The sequence below is a fragment of the Nocardia sp. NPDC050413 genome, from assembly GCF_040655475.1.
Classification (GTDB): Bacteria; Actinomycetota; Actinomycetes; order Mycobacteriales; family Mycobacteriaceae; genus Nocardia; species Nocardia coubleae.
Genome location: NZ_JBFAJZ010000009.1, coordinates 236,237 through 253,954, shown reverse-complemented (window position 1 = coordinate 253,954; position 17,718 = coordinate 236,237). Strand labels below are relative to the sequence as shown.

The window sequence follows — 17,718 nt, the reverse complement described above, 5'->3', positions numbered from 1 at the left end:
AGCCCGAAGAGGGCCAGGAAGGGCTCGGCCCGCTCTCGGGCCGGGTGCTGTACCCGGTGCTCAACGGCAACGGCCAGAAGATCCGCGAAACCCTCGACGCCCTGTCGTCGGCGCTGAAGATCGGTGTCGACAACAAGGACGCGATCTCCAACATCATCATCAAGCTCAACGAGCTCACCACCATGCTGGCCGACAACGACCAGTCGGTGCGCGACTTCAGCAACCAGGTCACCCAGATGTCGGGACTGCTCGCCGAACAGGCCCCCGGCCTGCAGGCCACCCTCGACCAGCTCAACGGGTTCCTGGCCAACACCTCGAGCACCTTCGGCGAGCACGCCGACGAACTGTCGGCCTCGCTGACCGGCCTCACCACCGTCACCAACCAGTTGCGGGCCAACTCCCGCGACATGGTGGAGATCGTCGACGTCGTTCCGCTGCTGATGCAGAACATCGACGGCGCGATGAACAAGGAGAAGGGTTTCGTCCGGCTGCACGGCCTGATCGGTACGACCCTGTCCGGTGAGATCGTCAGCCTGTTCTGCGAGCGCATCCAGATGCGCTCGGACGGCTGCCGCACCGGCAAGGTCGAGGATTTCGGTCCCGACTACGGGTTCACCGCCGCACTGCTTGGACTCACAGAATGACCGGACCCATGACGAACAAGCTCCGCCGCACCCTGCTCGCGGCCACCGCGCTTGCCACCGTGACCATCACCACCGGTTGCGGTTTCACCGTGGAAGACCTGCCGCTGCCCAAGCCGGGCGCCGAAGGCGACACCTACACCATCCACGCCGAGTTCGACAACGCGCTGAACCTGCCCGACCAGGCCAAGGTGAAGATCGGTGGTTCCGATGTCGGGGTGGTGTCCTCGATCAAGACCAAGAACTTCACGGCCGTGGTGGACCTGCAGATCCGCTCCGACATCGACCTGCCCAAGGGCAGCACCGCCGAGCTGCGTCAGGCGACGCCTCTCGGTGACGTGTTCATCGCCCTGAACCGGCCGAAGAACAACACCGGCACCGGCGGCAACCTGGCCGAGGGCGACACCCTCACCCAGGAGTTCACCTCCGCGGGCGCCACCGTCGAGGAACTGCTGATCTCGGTGTCGATGCTGTTCAACGGCGGCGGTGTGGCCAGCCTCAGCCGGCTCGGCACCGAACTCGGGTCCATCCTCAACGGCCAGGGCGGCAACCTGGCGCACCTCATCACCCAGATGACCGGTGTGATCGGCGAATTGAACAACAACAGCGCCCGGGTCGACTCGGTGCTCTCAGAGTTCAACACCCTCGCCAACACCATCGAGGCCAACAAGGCCCAGCTCGGTCAGGTGGCCGACACCCTGCCGCAGGCCATCGGCGCGATCGCCGAGAACAACCGGGCCATCGGTGACCTGCTCACCAAGGTGTCCACGGCAAGCGCCGCGATCGGCGACTACGCCAACACCACCGGTGACCAGCTCTCCGAGCTGCTCACCAACCTCGACAACCTGATGAACGCCCTCGCGGCCTCCGGCGACAGCTTCGGTTACGTCATGGATCAGCTGATCGACATCAAGCCGAAGGTCACCCAGACCTTCCTCGGCAAGTCGCTCGCACCGTACGCGACGCTGACGAACCTCGATGTCGGCCTGCTGACCGACCCGGCCAACAGCAAGTTCCCCGATATGAAGGACGTGAACGACTTCGTCGGCAGCTTCATCCAGGTGCTGCAGATCGTTCAGGGCCGAGTGGGAGGCCACCGATGAACAGGGTCAAGAAGTTCTTCAGCAGCAAGATCGTGCTCGCGAACTCCGCGCTGGTCGTGGTGCTGATCATCGGTGCCAGCTACCTGCTGGTCAATGTGATGCGGGTGAACCCGCTGCGGTCGGAGTACGACGTCACTGTGACGCTCGACCGCTCCGGTGGCCTACAGCCGGGCAACGACGTGACGCTGCGCGGACACCGGATCGGCAAGATCGACACGGTGGACCTGATCGACGAGGGCCAGGCCATCGCGGTCAAGGCCGTGATCGACAAGAGCTACAAGATCCCCGTCGACACCATGATCCAGGTGGCGGCGCTGTCGGCGGCCGGTGAGCAGTACATCGACTTCCGGCCCAACAGCGACGCCGGCCCGTTCCTGCGCGACGGCGCGGTGATCGAGTACAACCCGGAGCAGATCAAGACGCCCGTCCCCGTGTGGGCGGTGCTCGACGATACGAGCGCGCTGATCGGCTCGGTGAATCCGCAGCAGTTCAAGACCATCCTCGCCGAACTCGACATCGCGCTCGGCGCGGGCCCGGATCGGCTGCGCGGCCTGATCAACGGCACGAGTCTCGCGGTGGCGGGTCTGCACAACCTGCTGCCACAGACGGTGAATCTCATCGCCAACCTGCGGGTGATCGCCGACACCACCTCCAACGCCCAGCCGGATCTGCAGACCCTGACCCGCAACTCGGGCTCGTTGCTGACGCAGTTCAACAACGCCAATGCCGAGCTGCAGGCGGTGCTCGACAACGCGCCGGCACAGTTCGAGGCGCTCGGCGCGGTGCTGGACAAGACCGCCGATCCGATCAGCGGGCTCGCGGCCAACTTCGTCGCGATCACCCGGGCGGCACAGTTGCGTCAGCCGGCCCTCCGGATGCTGTTCCCCTCGCTTGCGCAGGGCCTCGAGTCCATCGCGGTTCCCGCCCACGACGGTGAGTTCCACACCATCATCGATATCTGGCCGCGCCCGACGTGTAACTACAACACCGAGTACCGGCGCAACGAAGAGGTGCAGGACGGGTCGATCCCGAAGTGGAACTACTGCATCAACCCGCCCGCTGACCTGCAGATCCGTGGTTCGGCCAACGCGCCGCGCCCGAATGTGCCCAACAACGGCGCGCAGATGCCCCCGGGTGTGGAGCCGAACGAACGCACCCCGATTCCGGCCAAGTGAGACCATGCCCGGTCCTACGCTCCGGCGTAGGACCGGGCATACTCGGCGGGGGACATTGTGGCCCGCCTCACGGGCCCACGAACGAAGTCGGTGCGAGTGTGTGCCGGGAAAGAGCAGGATTGATCTAGATGACCAGCGACGACGCCGAGAGCAAGAAGGACGCTACCCCGGCGGAAAAGCCCGAATCGGCCGCTACCGAGACCACCGCCGACGAGACGGTGAAGCTCGACAAGGCCGAGTCCGAGACGCCGAAGGCGGCCGAGCCCGCCGCCACGGCGGCAGCGGCCCCCGCGGAGCCCGCCGCGTCGTCCGGGGCCAAACGCCCGGTCGGCTGGCTGGTCGCGGCGGGTACGGGTGTTGTCGCTGTCGGCGCGATCACCGCCGCGGTGGTGTTCTTCCTGCAGAGCAGCGACCGGGGCGACAAGCTCGACGCCATCGAGGAGTCGACCAAGGCGGCCTGCGCTTACGGGCGGGTGGCCACCAACTACGACTACTCGAACAACATCGACAAGTACTTCGAGGACATGCGCTCGGGTGCCACCGGCGACATCAACGAGCAGTTCACCCAGGCCGGTGACATGCTCAAGGGCCTGATGGTCGAGCGTCAGGTGAAGTCGCGCGGTGAGGACATCCAGTGCGCGTACCTCAGCGGCGGCGAAAACCAGGCCAAGGCCATGGTGACGCTGGCGCAGTACACCTCCAATGCAGCCGCTCCCGAGAGCGAGCCGATGAACATCGCGATCGAGATGACCCTCGACCGCGAGGGTGACAAGTGGCTGGTGAGCAAGATGGAGTCGCCGGTGCTCAAGAACGGTGGCGGCCTGATGGGTGGCGTACCGGGAGGGGCTCCGCAGCAGCCCGCACCGGAGACGCCTGCTCCGGCGCCCGCGCCCGGAAACTGATCCGGTAGTACGACAGTGCCTCCGGCGGAAGCGATTCCGCCGGAGGCACTGTCGGTTGCGGACACACTCCGGTCGCGCCGCGTCAGAACAGGGTGAGTGTTCCCGACGCTGTCGGCGCGACCGGCTTCCCCGTGGTCCGCGGCTGGGTGGTTCGGGTGGTAACGGGTGTGGCGGCGTGTTCGTGGCCGTGTGCCGCGGCGTCGCGTGCGGCGATGCCCGCGAGTTTGTCGGCTTGCTCGTTGAAGTAGTTGCCCACGTGCCCGCGGACCCAACGGAATCGCACGGGCCCTTCGCGGGTGGTGATGGCGCGGTCGATCTGCTTGATGATCTCGACGTTCTTCACCGCGCCGCCGGTGGAGGTGCGCCAGCCGTTGCGCCGCCAGCTGCCGATCCATTCCGAGGCGCATTTGATGGCGTATTGGGAGTCGCTCTCGATGAGCATCGGTTCGGTGCCGGGGTGGGCGAGGATGGCTTCGAGGACCGCGCGTAGTTCCGCGATCTGGTTGGTTCCGCTGGCCGCTCCCCCGCTGGCCACCGGTCCTTGATGATTCACCCAGGCCCAGCCGATGGCACCACCGGGATTGCGCAGGCAGGACCCGTCGGTGCTCACGATGATCATGACCGCCACCCTAGGCGATGCGGCCGACAAGATCGGTACCGTGGAATGCCTCTATCTCCCTTCGCAACCGCGATTCTGTGCGGCGCAGTGCCGATCTCGCGGCCGCGTCGACGAGGCCCTGGCACATGCGGCCGAACGCACCGCGTGGTGGTGGATAGCCGGCTTCGGCGGTCAGTACCGACCGTTCGTAGCCGAGTGGGTCGAACCGTAGTGTCACGGTTCCGTATACCCGCCCCCGCAGGGTATACCCGATCACCGCGCCGCGTCGGTATTCGGTGATCTCGCAGGTGAGTGTCATCGGGATCACCCCGCCCAGGCGAACTTTCAGCGAACAGCTCGCGCCGAGTCCCTGTGCCGGTGTCGCGCCCTGTGCGGTGACGGAGGTGACGCCTGCCATCCAGCGTGTGAGATGCCGGAAGTCCTCCGTATAGGCGAAGGCCGCGTCGGTGGGCGCGCCGACGTCGCTCGCGTACCTGATGTGGCCCACAGGCCAAAAATACTACAAGAATCCTATTTATTTGCTGGAAGCTGGATCTGATCCACCAGATACCGCGCGATCGGCATGGCCGATGTGGCGGCGGGGGAGGGCGCGTTGAGCACGTGGACGGACCGTGGCGTGCGCTCGATCAAAAAGTCGTGCACGAGGGTGCCGTCGCGCAGGACGGCCTGCGCCCGGATGCCCGCGCGATGGGGCAACAGGTCGGCGGTGCCGAGTTCCGGGCAGTACCGGCGGCATTCGGCCAGGTAACCGCGTTTGAACAGGGAATTGCGCAGCTCACGCACCCCGGTGCGCAGGTGGGTGCGGGCCACCCGGTGCACGCCGGGGAAGCGCAGCACGTCGAGGGCGTCGCGCCCGTTCACGCTGCCCTTGGGGTAGCCCTCCCTGGCCAGCCCGAGTACCGCGTTCGGGCCGACGGTCAGGTCGCCGTCGATGGTCGGGCTCAGGTGCACGCCGAGGAACGGCAGGGCCGGATCGGGCACCGGATAGATCAGCGTCCGCACCAGTCCGGCACGTTCGGCGGGCAGGCGGTAGTACTCGCCACGGAACGGCACGATGCGGAAGTCGTTGCGGATTCCCGCCATTCGGGCCATGCGATCGGCCTGCAGACCGGCACAGACCACGAGAGTCTTCGCGACGACCGCCCCACTCGGGCCGGAAACCGTGACGGCCGAGTCCGTTTCGACGATCGACTCGACGGTCGTGCCGAGCATGATCCGGCCACCCATGTCCTGTACCTGCGCGGCCAGCGCGGCGGTGACCTTCGCGTAATCGATGATGCCGGTGGCGGGCACGAAAAGCGCTCCGACACCACGAATTCCGGGTTCACGGCGGGACAGTTCCGCGGCATCGATGGCCTCCACCTCCACGCCGTTGGCGATGGAGCGCTCGTAGAGATCGAGCATCCGGGCGTGTTCGGTGGAATCGGTTGCCACCAGCAGCTTCCCGCACACCTCGAACGGAATGTCGTTGGCGGCGGCGAACTCCTTGGTCCACTGCGCGCCCGCCCGGCACAACCTGGCCTTGAGGCTGTCGGGTGGGTAATAGATGCCGGAGTGGATCACGCCGCTGTTATGCCCGGTCTGATGGGCGCCGAGCGAGTGTTCCTTCTCGATCAGCACCAGGCTCGCGCCGGGGTAGGCGCTCAGCAGGCGATGTGCGGTGGCGACACCGACGATGCCGCCACCGATCACGCAGAAGTCGTACACCCCGTCCTGGGTACCGCCGGAAATCACACGCCGACGGTAGTCGGCTCTTCGACGGTCTCGGATCCGGGCTGGTCGCCGGGCGCTTCGATGCGCACGGTGTGCTGGCCGAGCGTGGGGTCCGTGAGCACGAATTCCACTGCGCCCCTGCGGGTGTCGACCTCGGTGTGCAGCGAGGTGACCCCCACCGGCTCGGTGGTGATGCCGAGATACTTGCCGGCCTTGTTCAGCGCGTTCGTATCGACGGTGAAGCTGACGATGTCGGTGCGCGGCGTCGCGGCCTGGGCGCCGACATAGGTGGTGCCGATGCGCAGTCTGCCCTCGAGCGCCCTGCCGTCCAGTGCCTGGTTGCTCTGCGGGGTCGCGGCAGTGGCGGTCTGGTGCTTGACGGCCGGTGCCCGGCCTGCCTCGGGGACGAAGCGTTCGGTGGTCCAGGCCAGTTCGACCACGTCGTCGGCGACGGCGCGGACGGAGTCGTCGGCCCGGTGGTGTTCTCCCGGATCGGCGATGTCGGCGGGGGTCGGGTTGTCGCGCGGCGGCACGAGCTGGGGCATGTTGTTGACGATGTAGGCACCCGCGGCCACGGTGAGGCAGAGGCTGGCGGCCCCGGCGGCCACCGTCGCGGACAGCCGCGCGATCTGTGCAGGTCGATGTGCGGTCACGATGCAGTCCTCCCGGTGGGTGTGGATCTACCCGAGCGCTGTGCTCGCATCGTTGAAAGCCACGCGCTGATGCCCAGGTTACGCCGGTGCTAGCTGGAGTTAGCACCCCTGATGCTGAGATCAGGGTCACATCTGAAACGTGCGTGTATCGCACCTGGTGGGCGCGCGTGTCGACGGCGTGGTTGTTTTCCTCACGCCCCACGGGGTATTCCGGGAGTGCAGGCGAGCGTCATTCACGACTGCCACGGGCCTACCCCGGCCAACGTCGTCCGGGGCAGTCAGGAATGGCGCTCAGGGAAGACGCTCGCCTGTACCCGCTCAGCCGAACTGGTTGGGCTCTCGGCCCGGGCCAGGGGGACCCGCGAAAGCCTGGGCGATGGTGAGCCAGTGGTCGGCGTCGGGGCCCTCGGTGGTCAGGGCGGTGTCTTCGCGGTGGCGGCGCTGGGTGGCTACCAGGCAGAAGTCGAGGGCTGGGCCCGATACCTTTTGTTTCGCGTCTTCGGGACCCCACGTCCAGAGGGAGCCGTCGGGGGCGGTGAGTTCTACGCGGAATTCTTCGGCCGGGCCGGATTCACCGTGGACGGTGTAGGCGTAGTTCCTGGCTCGCACGCTGATGTGGGCGACGGTGCGCAGGCGGTCGGTGGGGGTCCGGGTGACGCCGAGCGCGTCGGCCACGTCCTGACCGTGCGCCCAGGTTTCCATGATGCGGGCCGAGATCATCGAGGCGGCGCTCATGGGCGGGCCGAACCAGGGCAGTTTGGTGCCGGGTGGGACGGCGGCCAGGGCGGCGATCAGCTGTTCGCGGCCCGCACGCCAGCGAGGCAGCAGGTCGGCGGGCGGTGTCTTGGCCAGTTCCTCGGCGGCCTCGTCGACGAAGGTGAACATCTTCGCGGCGGCCTCGGTGAGCAGCTCGGTGAACGCCGCGTTGTCGGTGGCGGCCAGGACGGAAACCTCGTCGGTCCAGGTCAGGTGGGCGATCTGGGTGGCGATGTCCCAGCCGGGAGCCGGTGTGGGGGTCTGCCACTGTTCGGGGGCGAGCGGGGCGACGAGTTTCTCCAGGTCCGCGCATTCGGCGGCGAAATCGTCGAGCAGCGCTGCGAGGTCAGCCATGTGATTCCTTGGGGCGAAGCGTCGCGCCACCGGTCGGGTGCGCCGTCGACACCCAGAATCGCAGCGCCACCCCAAAAATGCAAGCACGCGTGCTTGTTATTGCCTACCAGCCGAAGATGAGCAGGTGAATCGCCCCGACGGCGATCCCGAGCGCCCCACCATGCAGGTACAGCAACCAGGCGTCCTGCTCCACCGACGCGTAGAACATCTCCATGAACTCGCCGGGCGTGAGCGTGCGCAACTTGCGGGCCGCGAAGTCGTCGATCTTCTTGGCCTGCTCGCGCACGAACTGCTCGTCCTCGACCATGCCCGGCGCCATGCTCAGCCCGGCCCCCGCACCCGAGACGGCGAGGTTCTCGAACTGCTTCTTGCCCATCGCCGCGCGCACCATGAACGCGGTCGGCCCGAGCTGCCGATGGATCTCCTCCGACACCACCCGCTCGATGAGCTGGCGCGTCTTGTCTCCGTTCGGTCCCTCGAGCAACTCGTTGGACAGATTTTCCACGGTGAGCACCTGGTAGGCCAGGATGTGGGCCAGATCGGTCGCGGCCTGCGGCTGGCGCTTGGCCAGCAACGCCTGGCGCCACAGGTACTTGTAGCGCGGCTGCGGGTCGCCCGGCTCGAACACCATCTTGATGGCGATGACGTTCACCGTCACACCGATCATCGCCGAGGCGAAAAGCACGATCACCCAGGCCGGGATGGCGCCCCAGTACGGGATCTGCGAGTGCACGTGCAGGTAGAGCGCGAGGATCAGACCGAAGGGCGCACCGAGCAGACCGATGCGTGCCATGAACTTCAGCTCGGGCGCGGCGATGGTCGTGGTGAGGTCCTTGAGGATCTGCGGGTTCTTCTCCAGGTACCGGATCACGAAGTTCTTCACGTCCAGCAACTGATCGATATTGTCGCCGAGGCTCTCGAACGCGCGCCGCGACAAGGTCGGCAGCTGCCGGTCCACCCGCTGGTAGACGGCCTGCTTCATCTGCCGGGGCAGCGAGCGCCACAGGTCGGGATTCTCCCGATACATGATCTCGTCGACGATCGACTGCACCTGTGGACGGGCGTGTTCGGCCAGGTAGTCGCCGATGCCGTCGAGGTCGAGTTCGTGGATGAAGTCGCGTGGGCTGCCGATGCGCATCAGCGCCTTGTCCACGCAGATGCTTGCCATCTTCTCGGCGCGCGCGGGAATGAAGCCCTGGAAACCGAGCATCCGCCCGTCGCCGGAGAACGTCGGAAGCACCTGCACCCGGCGGGGCAGGTACGGGTAGAGGATGTGCAGCATCGGCACCCGGAAACCCTTGAAATGCAAGGGCCAGAACAGCATCAGCACGCCGGTCCAGTTGGTGAGCCAGCCGGCCAGGGCGCTGAAGATCGGAAAGCTCACGAGATCGACGACGAATTTCGTCTGGCCGGTGAGCTCTTCCCAATCGATGAAGAGTCCGGAGGCCAGTGTGGTCATCGAGGTGCCCCCTAGAGCTGACGCGCGAATTTCGTGAAGAACGTGAGAATAAGGCAACCACATTCTGAGCGGTCATGACGGGGTGTCAACGAACTGACCACCCGCCGCCAGCGGTGCAGCAACCGTTCGGCATCCGGTTGGCGATAGGCTTGGACCACGCTTGACGACGAGTTCTTCCCACCACCACCTGTGTAGAGGGAGTCACCGTGAGTGTTCCGCAGGATCATCTGAATCGTCCGGTCGCCGTGATCGGCGCGGGCACGCTCGGCAGGCGGATCGCCCTGATGTTCGCCACCCGGGGCGGCAAGGTCCACATCGTCGACCCGACCGCGCAGGCCGGTGCCGAGGCGGTGGATTACGTGCGCGAACAATTGCCCACCGTCGCCGCGTCGGTGCCGAGCGGGTCGCCGGGTTCGGTGGAGTACATCCAGGACCAGGCGAGTGCGGTACGCGGCGCCTGGCTGGTCGTCGAGGCCGTGCCCGAGATCCTCGACCTGAAGAAGAAGGTGTTCGCCCAGCTCGACACGCAGGCCGACGCCGACGCGATCGTCGCCTCGAACTCGTCGTCGTACGCCAGCCGGTTGTTCACCGAGGACTGCGACACCCGCGAGCGCATGCTGAACACGCACTTCTACATGCCGCCCGCGTCCACGGCGCTCGATGTGATGTCGAACGGGCACACCTCGCGGGAGGTGCTCGATTTCGTGCTGCGCACCTTCCCCGAATACGGTCTGCACCCGTTCCTGTGCCGCAAGGAGAGCACCGGTTTCATCTTCAATCGCATCTGGGCCGCGATCAAACGCGAAGCACTAGAGGTGGTCGCCGAGGGCGTCTCGGTGCCCGAGGACATCGATCAGATGTTCGTCCTGAATTTCGGGACCAAGGCGGGACCGTTCCGGATGATGGATCAGGTCGGACTCGATGTGGTGCTCGATATCGAGGAGCATTATCAGAAGGAGAACCCGAATCTGCCCGAAGGCCCGATCACGGTGCTGCGCGAGTATGTCGACGCGGGCAAGCTAGGCGTGAAATCCGGGGCGGGTTTCTACGACGACTACCCGAAGCAGGGCTGAGCGGTGACCGAGTTGCTGGCCCTCGATCTCGCCGCCGGTGCCGTCCTCGCCGTCTCACTTGACGGCAGCGAGGTCCGCACACTGGTGAGCGGGCTCGATCAGACACCGGACGGCATCGTCGTCGACCAGCTGCGCGGCCACATCTACTGGACCAACATGGGCCGCCCCGATCCCGGCGGGCGGCCGGGGATCGAACCGGAGTTCTTCTCCCGCAACGGTTCTCTCGAACGAGTCGACCTCGACGGCGGCAACCGCACGACCGTCCTCGCGCCCGGGTCGTTCACCACGGGTAAACAGCTCACCGCCGACTTCGAAGCGGGCCGGTTGTATTGGTGTGACCGTGAAGGCATGTCGGTGCTCACCTGCGACCTGAACGGTGACGACCTGCGGCCACTCGTCGTCGCGGGCGATGACGCACAGCTGCAGACCAATTGGTGCGTAGGTATTTGCCTCGACACCGATCGCCGCCTCGTCTACTGGTCGCAGAAAGGCTCTCCCGACGCGGGCGAGGGCCGGATCTTTCGCGCCCCGATCGACCTGCCCGCCGGCATGGACCCCGCCGCCCGCACCGATGTCGAAATGCTGTGGGCGGGATTGCCGGAGCCGATCGATCTGGAACTGCGCGGCACCCACACCCTGATGTGGACCGATCGCGGCGCCGAACCCGACGGCAACTCGCTCAACGAGGCTGCCGTCCAACCCGACGTGGGCGGGCCGAAGATCTTGTCGCGCGGGTATCGGGAGGCCATCGGGTTGGCCGGGTTCGACGCCCACTTCTATGTGAGCGATCTCGGCGGCTCGATCCGCCTGGTCGACCTGGGCGCGGGCACCGACACCGAACTGGTCCGTATCGGTAACCCGCTCACCGGTCTCGCCCTAGCCGACCTGTAGCGGGGGTCGCAACACCACCCGGACGGTGATGTCGATCCACCGCCCGATCAGCAGCGTCGGCGCGCGCAGACCGAGCTGGGTGCGGTCGAGGACCGTCGAGGCGGTGACGGTGACGGTCGTGTCGGTGACGTCGAAGGCGTCGACGGTGAAGATCAGCGGCACGGTCCGTCCGCGCGCCGAGGCGACCCCGGCCACCCGCCACCGGCCGTCTTCGGCGGTGATGTCCTCGGCGGTGAATGTCATCCGTGGGTGACGGTCCAGGTCGAGCAGGCGTGGTTTGCGCAGGTCGCGGTCGCGCCGGGCATGGCCGGTGTCGATCGCGGCGAGGTCGATCACGCCGGTGGCGGTGACCGGTCGGCCATCCGGCGCCAGCGTGAGCAGGCCTGCCATCACCGGTGCCTCGCCACGGACAGGGCGCCCGAAATGGCCCACCCGGAAGGCGGCGGTGCTGTGTTCGGTATCGGCCACCCAGTCGGTGGCCGTCATGATCGGGTTCACGACCGTGCTCCTTCGGCGTAGATGGTCGCCCGGTCGCGGTGCACGTGGACCGGGTAGATCTCCACCCGGTCGGGGCCGGGCAGCAGGGCCGGATCCTCACCCGGCAGCAGTTCGGTGGCGAGGATGGCCGCGCGCACGGCGTGGATGGCGGCCTCGGTTTCGGCGATGCCGATCACCAGGCCCGATCCGTCGTCGCGGCGCAATTCGTAGAAGTCGAGCAGGCCGGGCACGGTGGCGACGGCGGGCTGGATGCGGTGGGTGGCGGCGAAGTCGGCGGCCGCCAGTTCCGCGGCGCCGCGCGGGCGGTCGAACCAGACGAGGTGTGCGTACATGATGTGCTCCTGACCTGCGATGACGTGGTGATCTCAGGATCGCCGCGGGCGGGCTCGCGCGGATCAGTGCCGGTACGTATTCGCGGTACTGAACTTCGCCCTGTGCGCGGATACTGGGACGATGCAGACTCCGGTCGTCGGGCGGCACGAGGAGCTCGCCCGGTTGCGGGCCGCGGTGTTGGCCGCGCAGTCGGGTTCGGGTCGTTTCGTGCTGGTGAGCGGGCCCGCCGGGATCGGCAAATCGTGGCTGGCCGACCGGGCCGCCGAGCTCGCCGCCGAAGTGGATATGCCGGTGGCGCGCGGCAATGCCGTCGACGACGCGGGTATGCCGCCGCTGTGGTTGTGGCGGCGCGCGGCCCGTTCCGTGCCTGGCCTCGCCGCCGCGCTGGACACGGTCGCCGAGCCAGGCGCCGCGACCGAACGCCGGTTCCGGATGTTCGCCGAGGTCGCCGACGTCCTCACCGCCGCGTCCTCGGGCCCCGGTCTGCTGCTGATCCTCGAGGACCTGCACTGGGCCGACCCCACCTCGCTCGCCCTGCTCGGCCACGTCGCCGCCCAGACCGAGCGCACCGGACTGCTCATCGTCGCCACCGCCCGCGAACCCGCGGGCGACGACCTCCTCGCCGTCCAGCCCGACTGGCTACGCCTTCCGCACGTCCACTTCCTGTCCGTCCCAGCCTTTTCCGAGCCCGAGGTCCGCTACTGGCTCGAATGTCGCCATCTCCCTGCGGAATACGCACCCCGCGTCCACGCCCGCACCGACGGAAATCCCCTCCTGGTCCGCCTGGTCATCGACTCCGACCCCGCCCGCTCCGGCGATCCCTTGATCGAGGTCCCCGGTTTCCGCCGCCTCGTCCTCACCCGCCTCGACCACCTCTCCCCCGAACAGATCGACATCCTCGGCACCGCGAGCGTCCTCGGCGAACGCATTGACGTGGATCTCCTTGTCCGCGTGTACGAGTCGGTTCGCACGGAGTCTGTGCGGGAGCGGGTGCTGCGGGCGCTCGACGCGGCGACGGCGGCGGGAATCGTGCGCCGTTTCGCCGAGGGCGCGAACGGGTTCGCGCACGCGTTGATCCGGGATGCGGTGTATGCCGATCTGGCGCCGTCGCGCCGGGCGGTGCTGCATCGGGCGGCGGCGGTCACCTTGGCCGAGACCTGCGGGGACGGGCTTGCGGGGCTGATCGCGACGCATTGGCGGCAGGCGAGTGGGTGTGGTGAGTCTTCGTCGTGCCTGTACTGGTCACGGGTGGCGGCGCGGTCGGCTCGCGCGGCGGCTGCGTACGCGGAGGCGATTCGGTTCGGGCAGTGGGCCATCGACGCGGCGGGGTCGGCTGCCGAGGAGCGGGCCGAGTTGCTGATCGACCTCGCGCGCGATGAGTTCGCGGACGGACGGATCGCCGACAGTCTCGAGCATTGCGTGCGGGCGAGCGACCTCGCCGAGCAGGTCGGCCGCCCCGATCTGCTCGCCGAAGCGGGTCTCGTCGTCCACGGCGTCACGACGCCGACCGTCATGACACAGCTGGATCACCTGTGTGGCAGAGCTTTACAGCAGCTGGATCCTGCCGAGCACGCCGATCTGATCGCACGCATACTTGCCCAACGAGCCCTGTCGGCGGCCGATCGCGGTGCGGGTGCCGAGGCCAGGCGCCTGTCGGAGCAGGCCATGCGCGCCGCCGAGGGTTCCACCGATCCCGATGTCGCGCTCGACGTCATCCATGCCCGCCACCTCTCACTGGCCACCACCGAATACCTCGAGGAGAGAACGGCACTGGCCGCGCGCGCGATCGAGATCGCGGTCGATGCCGAACAACCACTGGCCCAGCTCTGGGGATATGTGTGGACAACCGACGCCGCCCTGCAACGCGGCGACCTCCCCGCCTTCGACAATGCCCTCGACCACATCGAACTCCTGGCCGACCGCCGCAAGCTCCCGGTGGCCCGCTGGCACCTACTGCGCTTGCGCGCCACCCGCGCGGCCCTGGTCGGCGAACTCGACGCCGCGCTCGAATTCGATGCCGCCGCCTATGAATTGTCCCTCGGCATCGGTGACTATTCCCTCGCCGGCCTGCACCACGCCTTCCGGGGAATGCACGCGGTGATCGTCGGCCACGTCGACCGCACCGCCATGAACGAAGCCGTCACCGCGCTGGCCTTCGCCCCGAAAATACCCATCGCACAACTGTTCTCCCCGATGATGCACGCCCTGGCAGGCGACCTCGACGAGGCACGCGCCCTGTTCGAACCGTTCCGCTCGCTCCCCGACACCCTCGAGATAGGTCCACGCTGGAACGGAACGGTGTACTCGGTCGGCCTGGTAGCCGAACTGCTCGACGACGCCGACACCGCCGACCGGGTCTACCGTGTCCTGGCCGGCCGCGAGCACAACTACGCCGCCGACGGCACGGGCGCCCTGATCTGCGTCGGTTCCCTGGCTCGCGTCCGCGCCGACAACGCCAGGGTGGCAGGCCACCTGAACGCCGCCATCGACCTCTACCGCCTCGGCCTCACCATGGACACCGAAATAGGCGCCCACCCCTTCATCGCCCTCGGCCACCTGGGCCTTGCTCGCGCCCACCTGGCCCGAGCCACCCGCGTTCCCGGCGACCCCGGCCGGAGGGTCGACGACGACGCCGACCCCCATGCCGAGCGCGTCACCGACCTCTCCTCGGCTCGCGCAGCCGCCGAACAGGCCGCTACCGCATTCCGGCGTCTCCACATGCCCCATCGCCTGCGGCAAGCCGACGACCTGCTCGCCGCGATCACCACCGCTACCCGCACCGCCGACCCCCTGACCGCCCGCGAACGGGAGGTACACGACCTCGTCGCGGCGGGCGCGACCAACCGCGAGATCGCCCAGCGCCTGGTGCTTTCCGAGCGGACCGTCGAAACGCACGTCCGACATATCCTCGCCAAACTCGGCATCACCACCCGCACCGAGATCCCTCGCCGCCCCGCCGAGCGCCCGCATTCCGGATAACCTCGCGAGGTAGTTCGTTCGAAGGGGATCTCACGCGATGCAGCCGTTGAACGCCGATGACCCGCGCCGGATCGGGGACTACCGGCTACTCGGTGTCCTCGGCGCGGGCGGTATGGGCAAGGTGTATCTGGGCCGTAATTCCGGTGGTCGCACGGTGGCGGTGAAGGTGATCCGGCCGGATCTGCTCGGCGATCCGGAGCTGCGCGCGAGGTTCCGCCGGGAGGTCGCGGCCGCCCGCCGCGTGGCAGGCGCTTTCACCGCACCCGTCCTCGACGCCGAAGTCGACGCTCACCCGCCGTGGCTGGCAACGGGCTACGTGGCCGGTATCTCCCTGTCGGACGCCGTCACCGAGTACGGCCCTTTCCCCGAGCGATCCCTGCTCGCCCTCGCGCACGGCTTGGCCGAGGCACTGGTCGCTGTGCATTCGGTCGGCATCGTGCATCGCGACCTGAAACCGTCGAACGTGCTGCTCGCCGTCGACGGCCCCAAGGTGATCGACTTCGGTATCGCCCGCGCCACGGAGGACACGGCGCTCACCACCACCGGAAGAGTCATCGGCTCACCGGGTTTCATGTGTCCCGAACAGATCACCGGCGAACCGCTCGGTCCCGCCTGCGACGTCTTCGCCCTCGGCGGCGTCCTGACCTTCGCCGCCTGCGGGCACGGCCCGTTCGGCACAGCCGACATGGTGCAACTGCTCTACCGCATCGTCTACGAGCAGCCGAGCCTCGACGCCGTGCCACCGAACTTCCGGCCGCTGATCGCAGCGTGCCTGGCCAAGAACCCCACCGACCGCCCGACTCCCCAACAGGTGCTTGCCGAGTCGAGAAAGATCGGCACCCCGGACGGCGCAGGCTGGCTCCCTCCGCTCGTCATGCAGGACGTGAGCATGCGCGCGGTGCGACTGCTCGACCTCGACACCGCCCCAGGAGCCCGCCCGACGGCCGTCCCCCCGAGCCACCGCACTGACCAGACTGCCCTCGCGGGCATCTCCGCGCACAGCAGACCATCAGGCGGGCACTTCTCCTCACATGGGCACGCCCCGTCACCGAGGAACGCTCCTCGTCGCGCTCGAACCCGCACCCTTCTGATCGCGGCCGTCTCCGTGACAGCGGTCGTCGCCGCCGTCATGGCCTCGCTGATCGGCATCCGGCTCGGCGATCAATCGGGCACCGCCACGCTGACGATCCCACCGGGCACGCCGCCGACCGGCACCGAGACCAGCACCCAGTCGGTATCGACCGTCCCGGATTTCTTCATCGGCACCTGGACCGGTCAGGCCGCCGACGGCCTCGTCACCTTCGACATCGTGCTGACCATCCGTTCGGGCGAGGTCGGCCAGGAGCTGGCCACGGCGTCCAATACGGGCCAGATCTCGCAGACGCGCTGCGAACGAGCCGAGACGCTCACCCAGGCGACCGCCGACCGCCTCGTCTTCCGCGCCCGCCTCACGGGCGATACCTACGGCGACTGCGTCGACGACGGCAACACCTCCACCGTCACCCGCCAATCGGACGGCACCCTCCGGTACAGCACGCCCGGAGTGTTCGGCGGTTCCATCGCGGGCACCCTGCACAAGAAGTAGGTAGAACAGGTTGCTGTTCAATTGCCGGAAGACTGCCGAATGCGCTCCTAATCGGGCGACTGACCAGTAACCTGAGGCCCTGTCGGACGTCCTCGAACGGCCGATATCGCGATAGTGACAATCTACAAACGCACAGGTGATACCCGTCTCAGAAATTCTGCCGTTGCGACCTGAGTCACTCCTGTGCCAGACTCTCGTCCCACACTGTGAAGCCGTTCGGTCTCACAATGTCCGGAAAGGGAGTTGATTGAGTAGGCGGCAGGCGCACGTATTTGCCACCCTCTCGTCGGCTGCGCGCGAATCAATCGAAATCGACAAGTGCCAAGGCGGCACCGGTCAGCAGATCCACCAGTTCGCTGACCGGCGGCCGGGACTCGCGCAACAGCCACTCGTGGGCGACTCCCGTCACCGCACCGGTGAGCAGGGCGGTGGTGAGTTCGGCGTCGCCACGCAGGCGTACGCCGATGTCCACCAGTGCCGAACCGATCAGCACCGACCACGTGTGCCTGCGCGAGCGGCGGTGGTTCTCCATCCGGTCGCTCACCCCGACTACTTCGATGAGCGCGACCTGGGCCCGGTACGGGTCCGAGCCGAGCGATTCGAGGTACGCGCGGAATCCCGCGTGCAGCGCGAGCTCGGGGTCGGTGGGCGTGGTGAGCTCGGCGAGCGCGGCGGCGACGGCCGCGGCGGCGTCGTCCTGGATGCGGTCGTAGGCCGCGACCAGCACGTCTTCGCGGGTCTCGAACTCCTCGTAGAACTGCCGCTTGGACAGCCCGGCGGCCGCGCACACCTCGGCAAGCGAGCACGTGGCGTACCCGCGTTCGGCGAAGATTCGCGTCGCTGCTTCCAGGAACCGCTGTCGGCGCTCGGCTTTACGCGCGACGACCGTACGACCCCCATACCGTCTGTCCGCTGTAGTCACCTCTCCAAAGTATCTGAAACTCCGGATAACACAGACATTCCTGTGAATTCCGGGTCGCTCCA

16 protein-coding genes and 1 pseudogene are annotated in these 17,718 nt (G+C 67.5%); 8 read left to right on the top strand and 9 right to left on the bottom strand.

The genetic code is table 11. The annotated features are described in order from the left end of the window. The 4 genes and pseudogenes from AB0I19_RS21975 to AB0I19_RS21960 form a co-directional block, all read left to right on the top strand. Nucleotides 1–644: pseudogene (locus AB0I19_RS21975) on the top strand (mammalian cell entry protein); the annotation flags it as partial. Between the two features lie 8 nt (nucleotides 645–652). Next, nucleotides 653–1,744, top strand: a complete 1,092-nt coding sequence (locus AB0I19_RS21970; protein ID WP_067643948.1) for an MCE family protein — start codon at nucleotides 653–655, stop codon at nucleotides 1,742–1,744. Beyond that, entirely contained in the window at nucleotides 1,741–2,919 is a 1,179-nt protein-coding gene (locus AB0I19_RS21965) for an MlaD family protein (protein ID WP_357150777.1), read from the top strand. The genes AB0I19_RS21970 and AB0I19_RS21965 overlap by 4 nt, the downstream gene beginning before the upstream one ends. 128 nt (nucleotides 2,920–3,047) lie before the next feature. Continuing rightward, entirely contained in the window at nucleotides 3,048–3,821 is a 774-nt protein-coding gene (locus tag AB0I19_RS21960; RefSeq protein WP_357150776.1) for a hypothetical protein, read from the top strand. 82 nt (nucleotides 3,822–3,903) lie between these two features. Here the strand turns inward: AB0I19_RS21960 and AB0I19_RS21955 are convergent, their stop codons facing one another. From AB0I19_RS21955 to AB0I19_RS21930, 6 genes are all read right to left on the bottom strand, one after another. Continuing rightward, nucleotides 3,904–4,440 carry a ribonuclease H gene (locus AB0I19_RS21955; RefSeq protein WP_357150775.1) on the bottom strand — a complete coding sequence of 179 codons (537 nt, stop codon included), beginning with the start codon at nucleotides 4,438–4,440 and terminating at the stop codon, nucleotides 3,904–3,906. Nucleotides 4,441–4,450: 10 nt separating this feature from the next. After that, nucleotides 4,451–4,927 carry an SRPBCC family protein gene (locus AB0I19_RS21950; protein ID WP_357150774.1) on the bottom strand — a complete coding sequence of 159 codons (477 nt, stop codon included), beginning with the start codon at nucleotides 4,925–4,927 and terminating at the stop codon, nucleotides 4,451–4,453. A gap of 23 nt (nucleotides 4,928–4,950) precedes the next feature. Then, nucleotides 4,951–6,174, bottom strand: a complete 1,224-nt coding sequence (lhgO, locus tag AB0I19_RS21945) for an L-2-hydroxyglutarate oxidase (protein ID WP_357150773.1) — start codon at nucleotides 6,172–6,174, stop codon at nucleotides 4,951–4,953. After that, a complete protein-coding gene (locus AB0I19_RS21940) occupies nucleotides 6,171–6,806 on the bottom strand; it encodes a hypothetical protein (protein ID WP_357150772.1) in 636 nt (211 codons plus the stop codon). Before AB0I19_RS21940 ends, lhgO begins: the two co-directional genes overlap by 4 nt. Nucleotides 6,807–7,124: 318 nt before the next feature. Then, nucleotides 7,125–7,916, bottom strand: a complete 792-nt coding sequence (locus AB0I19_RS21935) for a TIGR03084 family metal-binding protein (protein ID WP_357150771.1) — start codon at nucleotides 7,914–7,916, stop codon at nucleotides 7,125–7,127. 103 nt (nucleotides 7,917–8,019) lie between these two features. Further along, nucleotides 8,020–9,375, bottom strand: a complete 1,356-nt coding sequence (locus AB0I19_RS21930) for a hypothetical protein (protein WP_357150770.1) — start codon at nucleotides 9,373–9,375, stop codon at nucleotides 8,020–8,022. Between the two features lie 206 nt (nucleotides 9,376–9,581). Between AB0I19_RS21930 and AB0I19_RS21925 the strand changes: the two genes are divergently transcribed. Together AB0I19_RS21925 and AB0I19_RS21920 are read left to right on the top strand one after the other, a co-directional pair. After that, nucleotides 9,582–10,448 (top strand): 3-hydroxyacyl-CoA dehydrogenase family protein, encoded by an 867-nt coding sequence (locus AB0I19_RS21925; RefSeq protein WP_357150769.1) that lies wholly within the window; start codon nucleotides 9,582–9,584, stop codon nucleotides 10,446–10,448. Between the two features lie 3 nt (nucleotides 10,449–10,451). Further along, the gene (locus AB0I19_RS21920; protein ID WP_357150768.1) at nucleotides 10,452–11,339 is read left to right on the top strand and encodes a hypothetical protein; all 888 of its coding nucleotides are present in this window, start codon (nucleotides 10,452–10,454) and stop codon (nucleotides 11,337–11,339) included. Here the strand turns inward: AB0I19_RS21920 and AB0I19_RS21915 are convergent. Both AB0I19_RS21915 and AB0I19_RS21910 read right to left on the bottom strand, forming a co-directional pair. Further along, nucleotides 11,325–11,837 (bottom strand): YceI family protein, encoded by a 513-nt coding sequence (locus AB0I19_RS21915; RefSeq protein ID WP_357150767.1) that lies wholly within the window; start codon nucleotides 11,835–11,837, stop codon nucleotides 11,325–11,327. The two genes, AB0I19_RS21920 and AB0I19_RS21915, sit on opposite strands and share 15 nt — an antisense overlap. After that, nucleotides 11,834–12,169 carry a hypothetical protein gene (locus AB0I19_RS21910; RefSeq protein ID WP_357150766.1) on the bottom strand — a complete coding sequence of 112 codons (336 nt, stop codon included), beginning with the start codon at nucleotides 12,167–12,169 and terminating at the stop codon, nucleotides 11,834–11,836. The genes AB0I19_RS21915 and AB0I19_RS21910 overlap by 4 nt, the downstream gene beginning before the upstream one ends. Nucleotides 12,170–12,290: 121 nt before the next feature. On the opposite strand from AB0I19_RS21910, the gene AB0I19_RS21905 reads away from it, so the two are divergent. Together AB0I19_RS21905 and AB0I19_RS21900 are read left to right on the top strand one after the other, a co-directional pair. Beyond that, nucleotides 12,291–15,149, top strand: a complete 2,859-nt coding sequence (locus AB0I19_RS21905) for an AAA family ATPase (RefSeq protein WP_357150765.1) — start codon at nucleotides 12,291–12,293, stop codon at nucleotides 15,147–15,149. Nucleotides 15,150–15,186: 37 nt separating this feature from the next. Beyond that, a complete protein-coding gene (locus tag AB0I19_RS21900; RefSeq protein WP_357150764.1) occupies nucleotides 15,187–16,734 on the top strand; it encodes a serine/threonine-protein kinase in 1,548 nt (515 codons plus the stop codon). Between the two features lie 301 nt (nucleotides 16,735–17,035). Here AB0I19_RS21900 and AB0I19_RS21895 read toward each other — a convergent pair whose 3' ends face one another. Next, nucleotides 17,036–17,656 (bottom strand): TetR/AcrR family transcriptional regulator, encoded by a 621-nt coding sequence (locus AB0I19_RS21895; RefSeq protein WP_357150763.1) that lies wholly within the window; start codon nucleotides 17,654–17,656, stop codon nucleotides 17,036–17,038. Nucleotides 17,657–17,718: the final 62 nt, after the last annotated feature.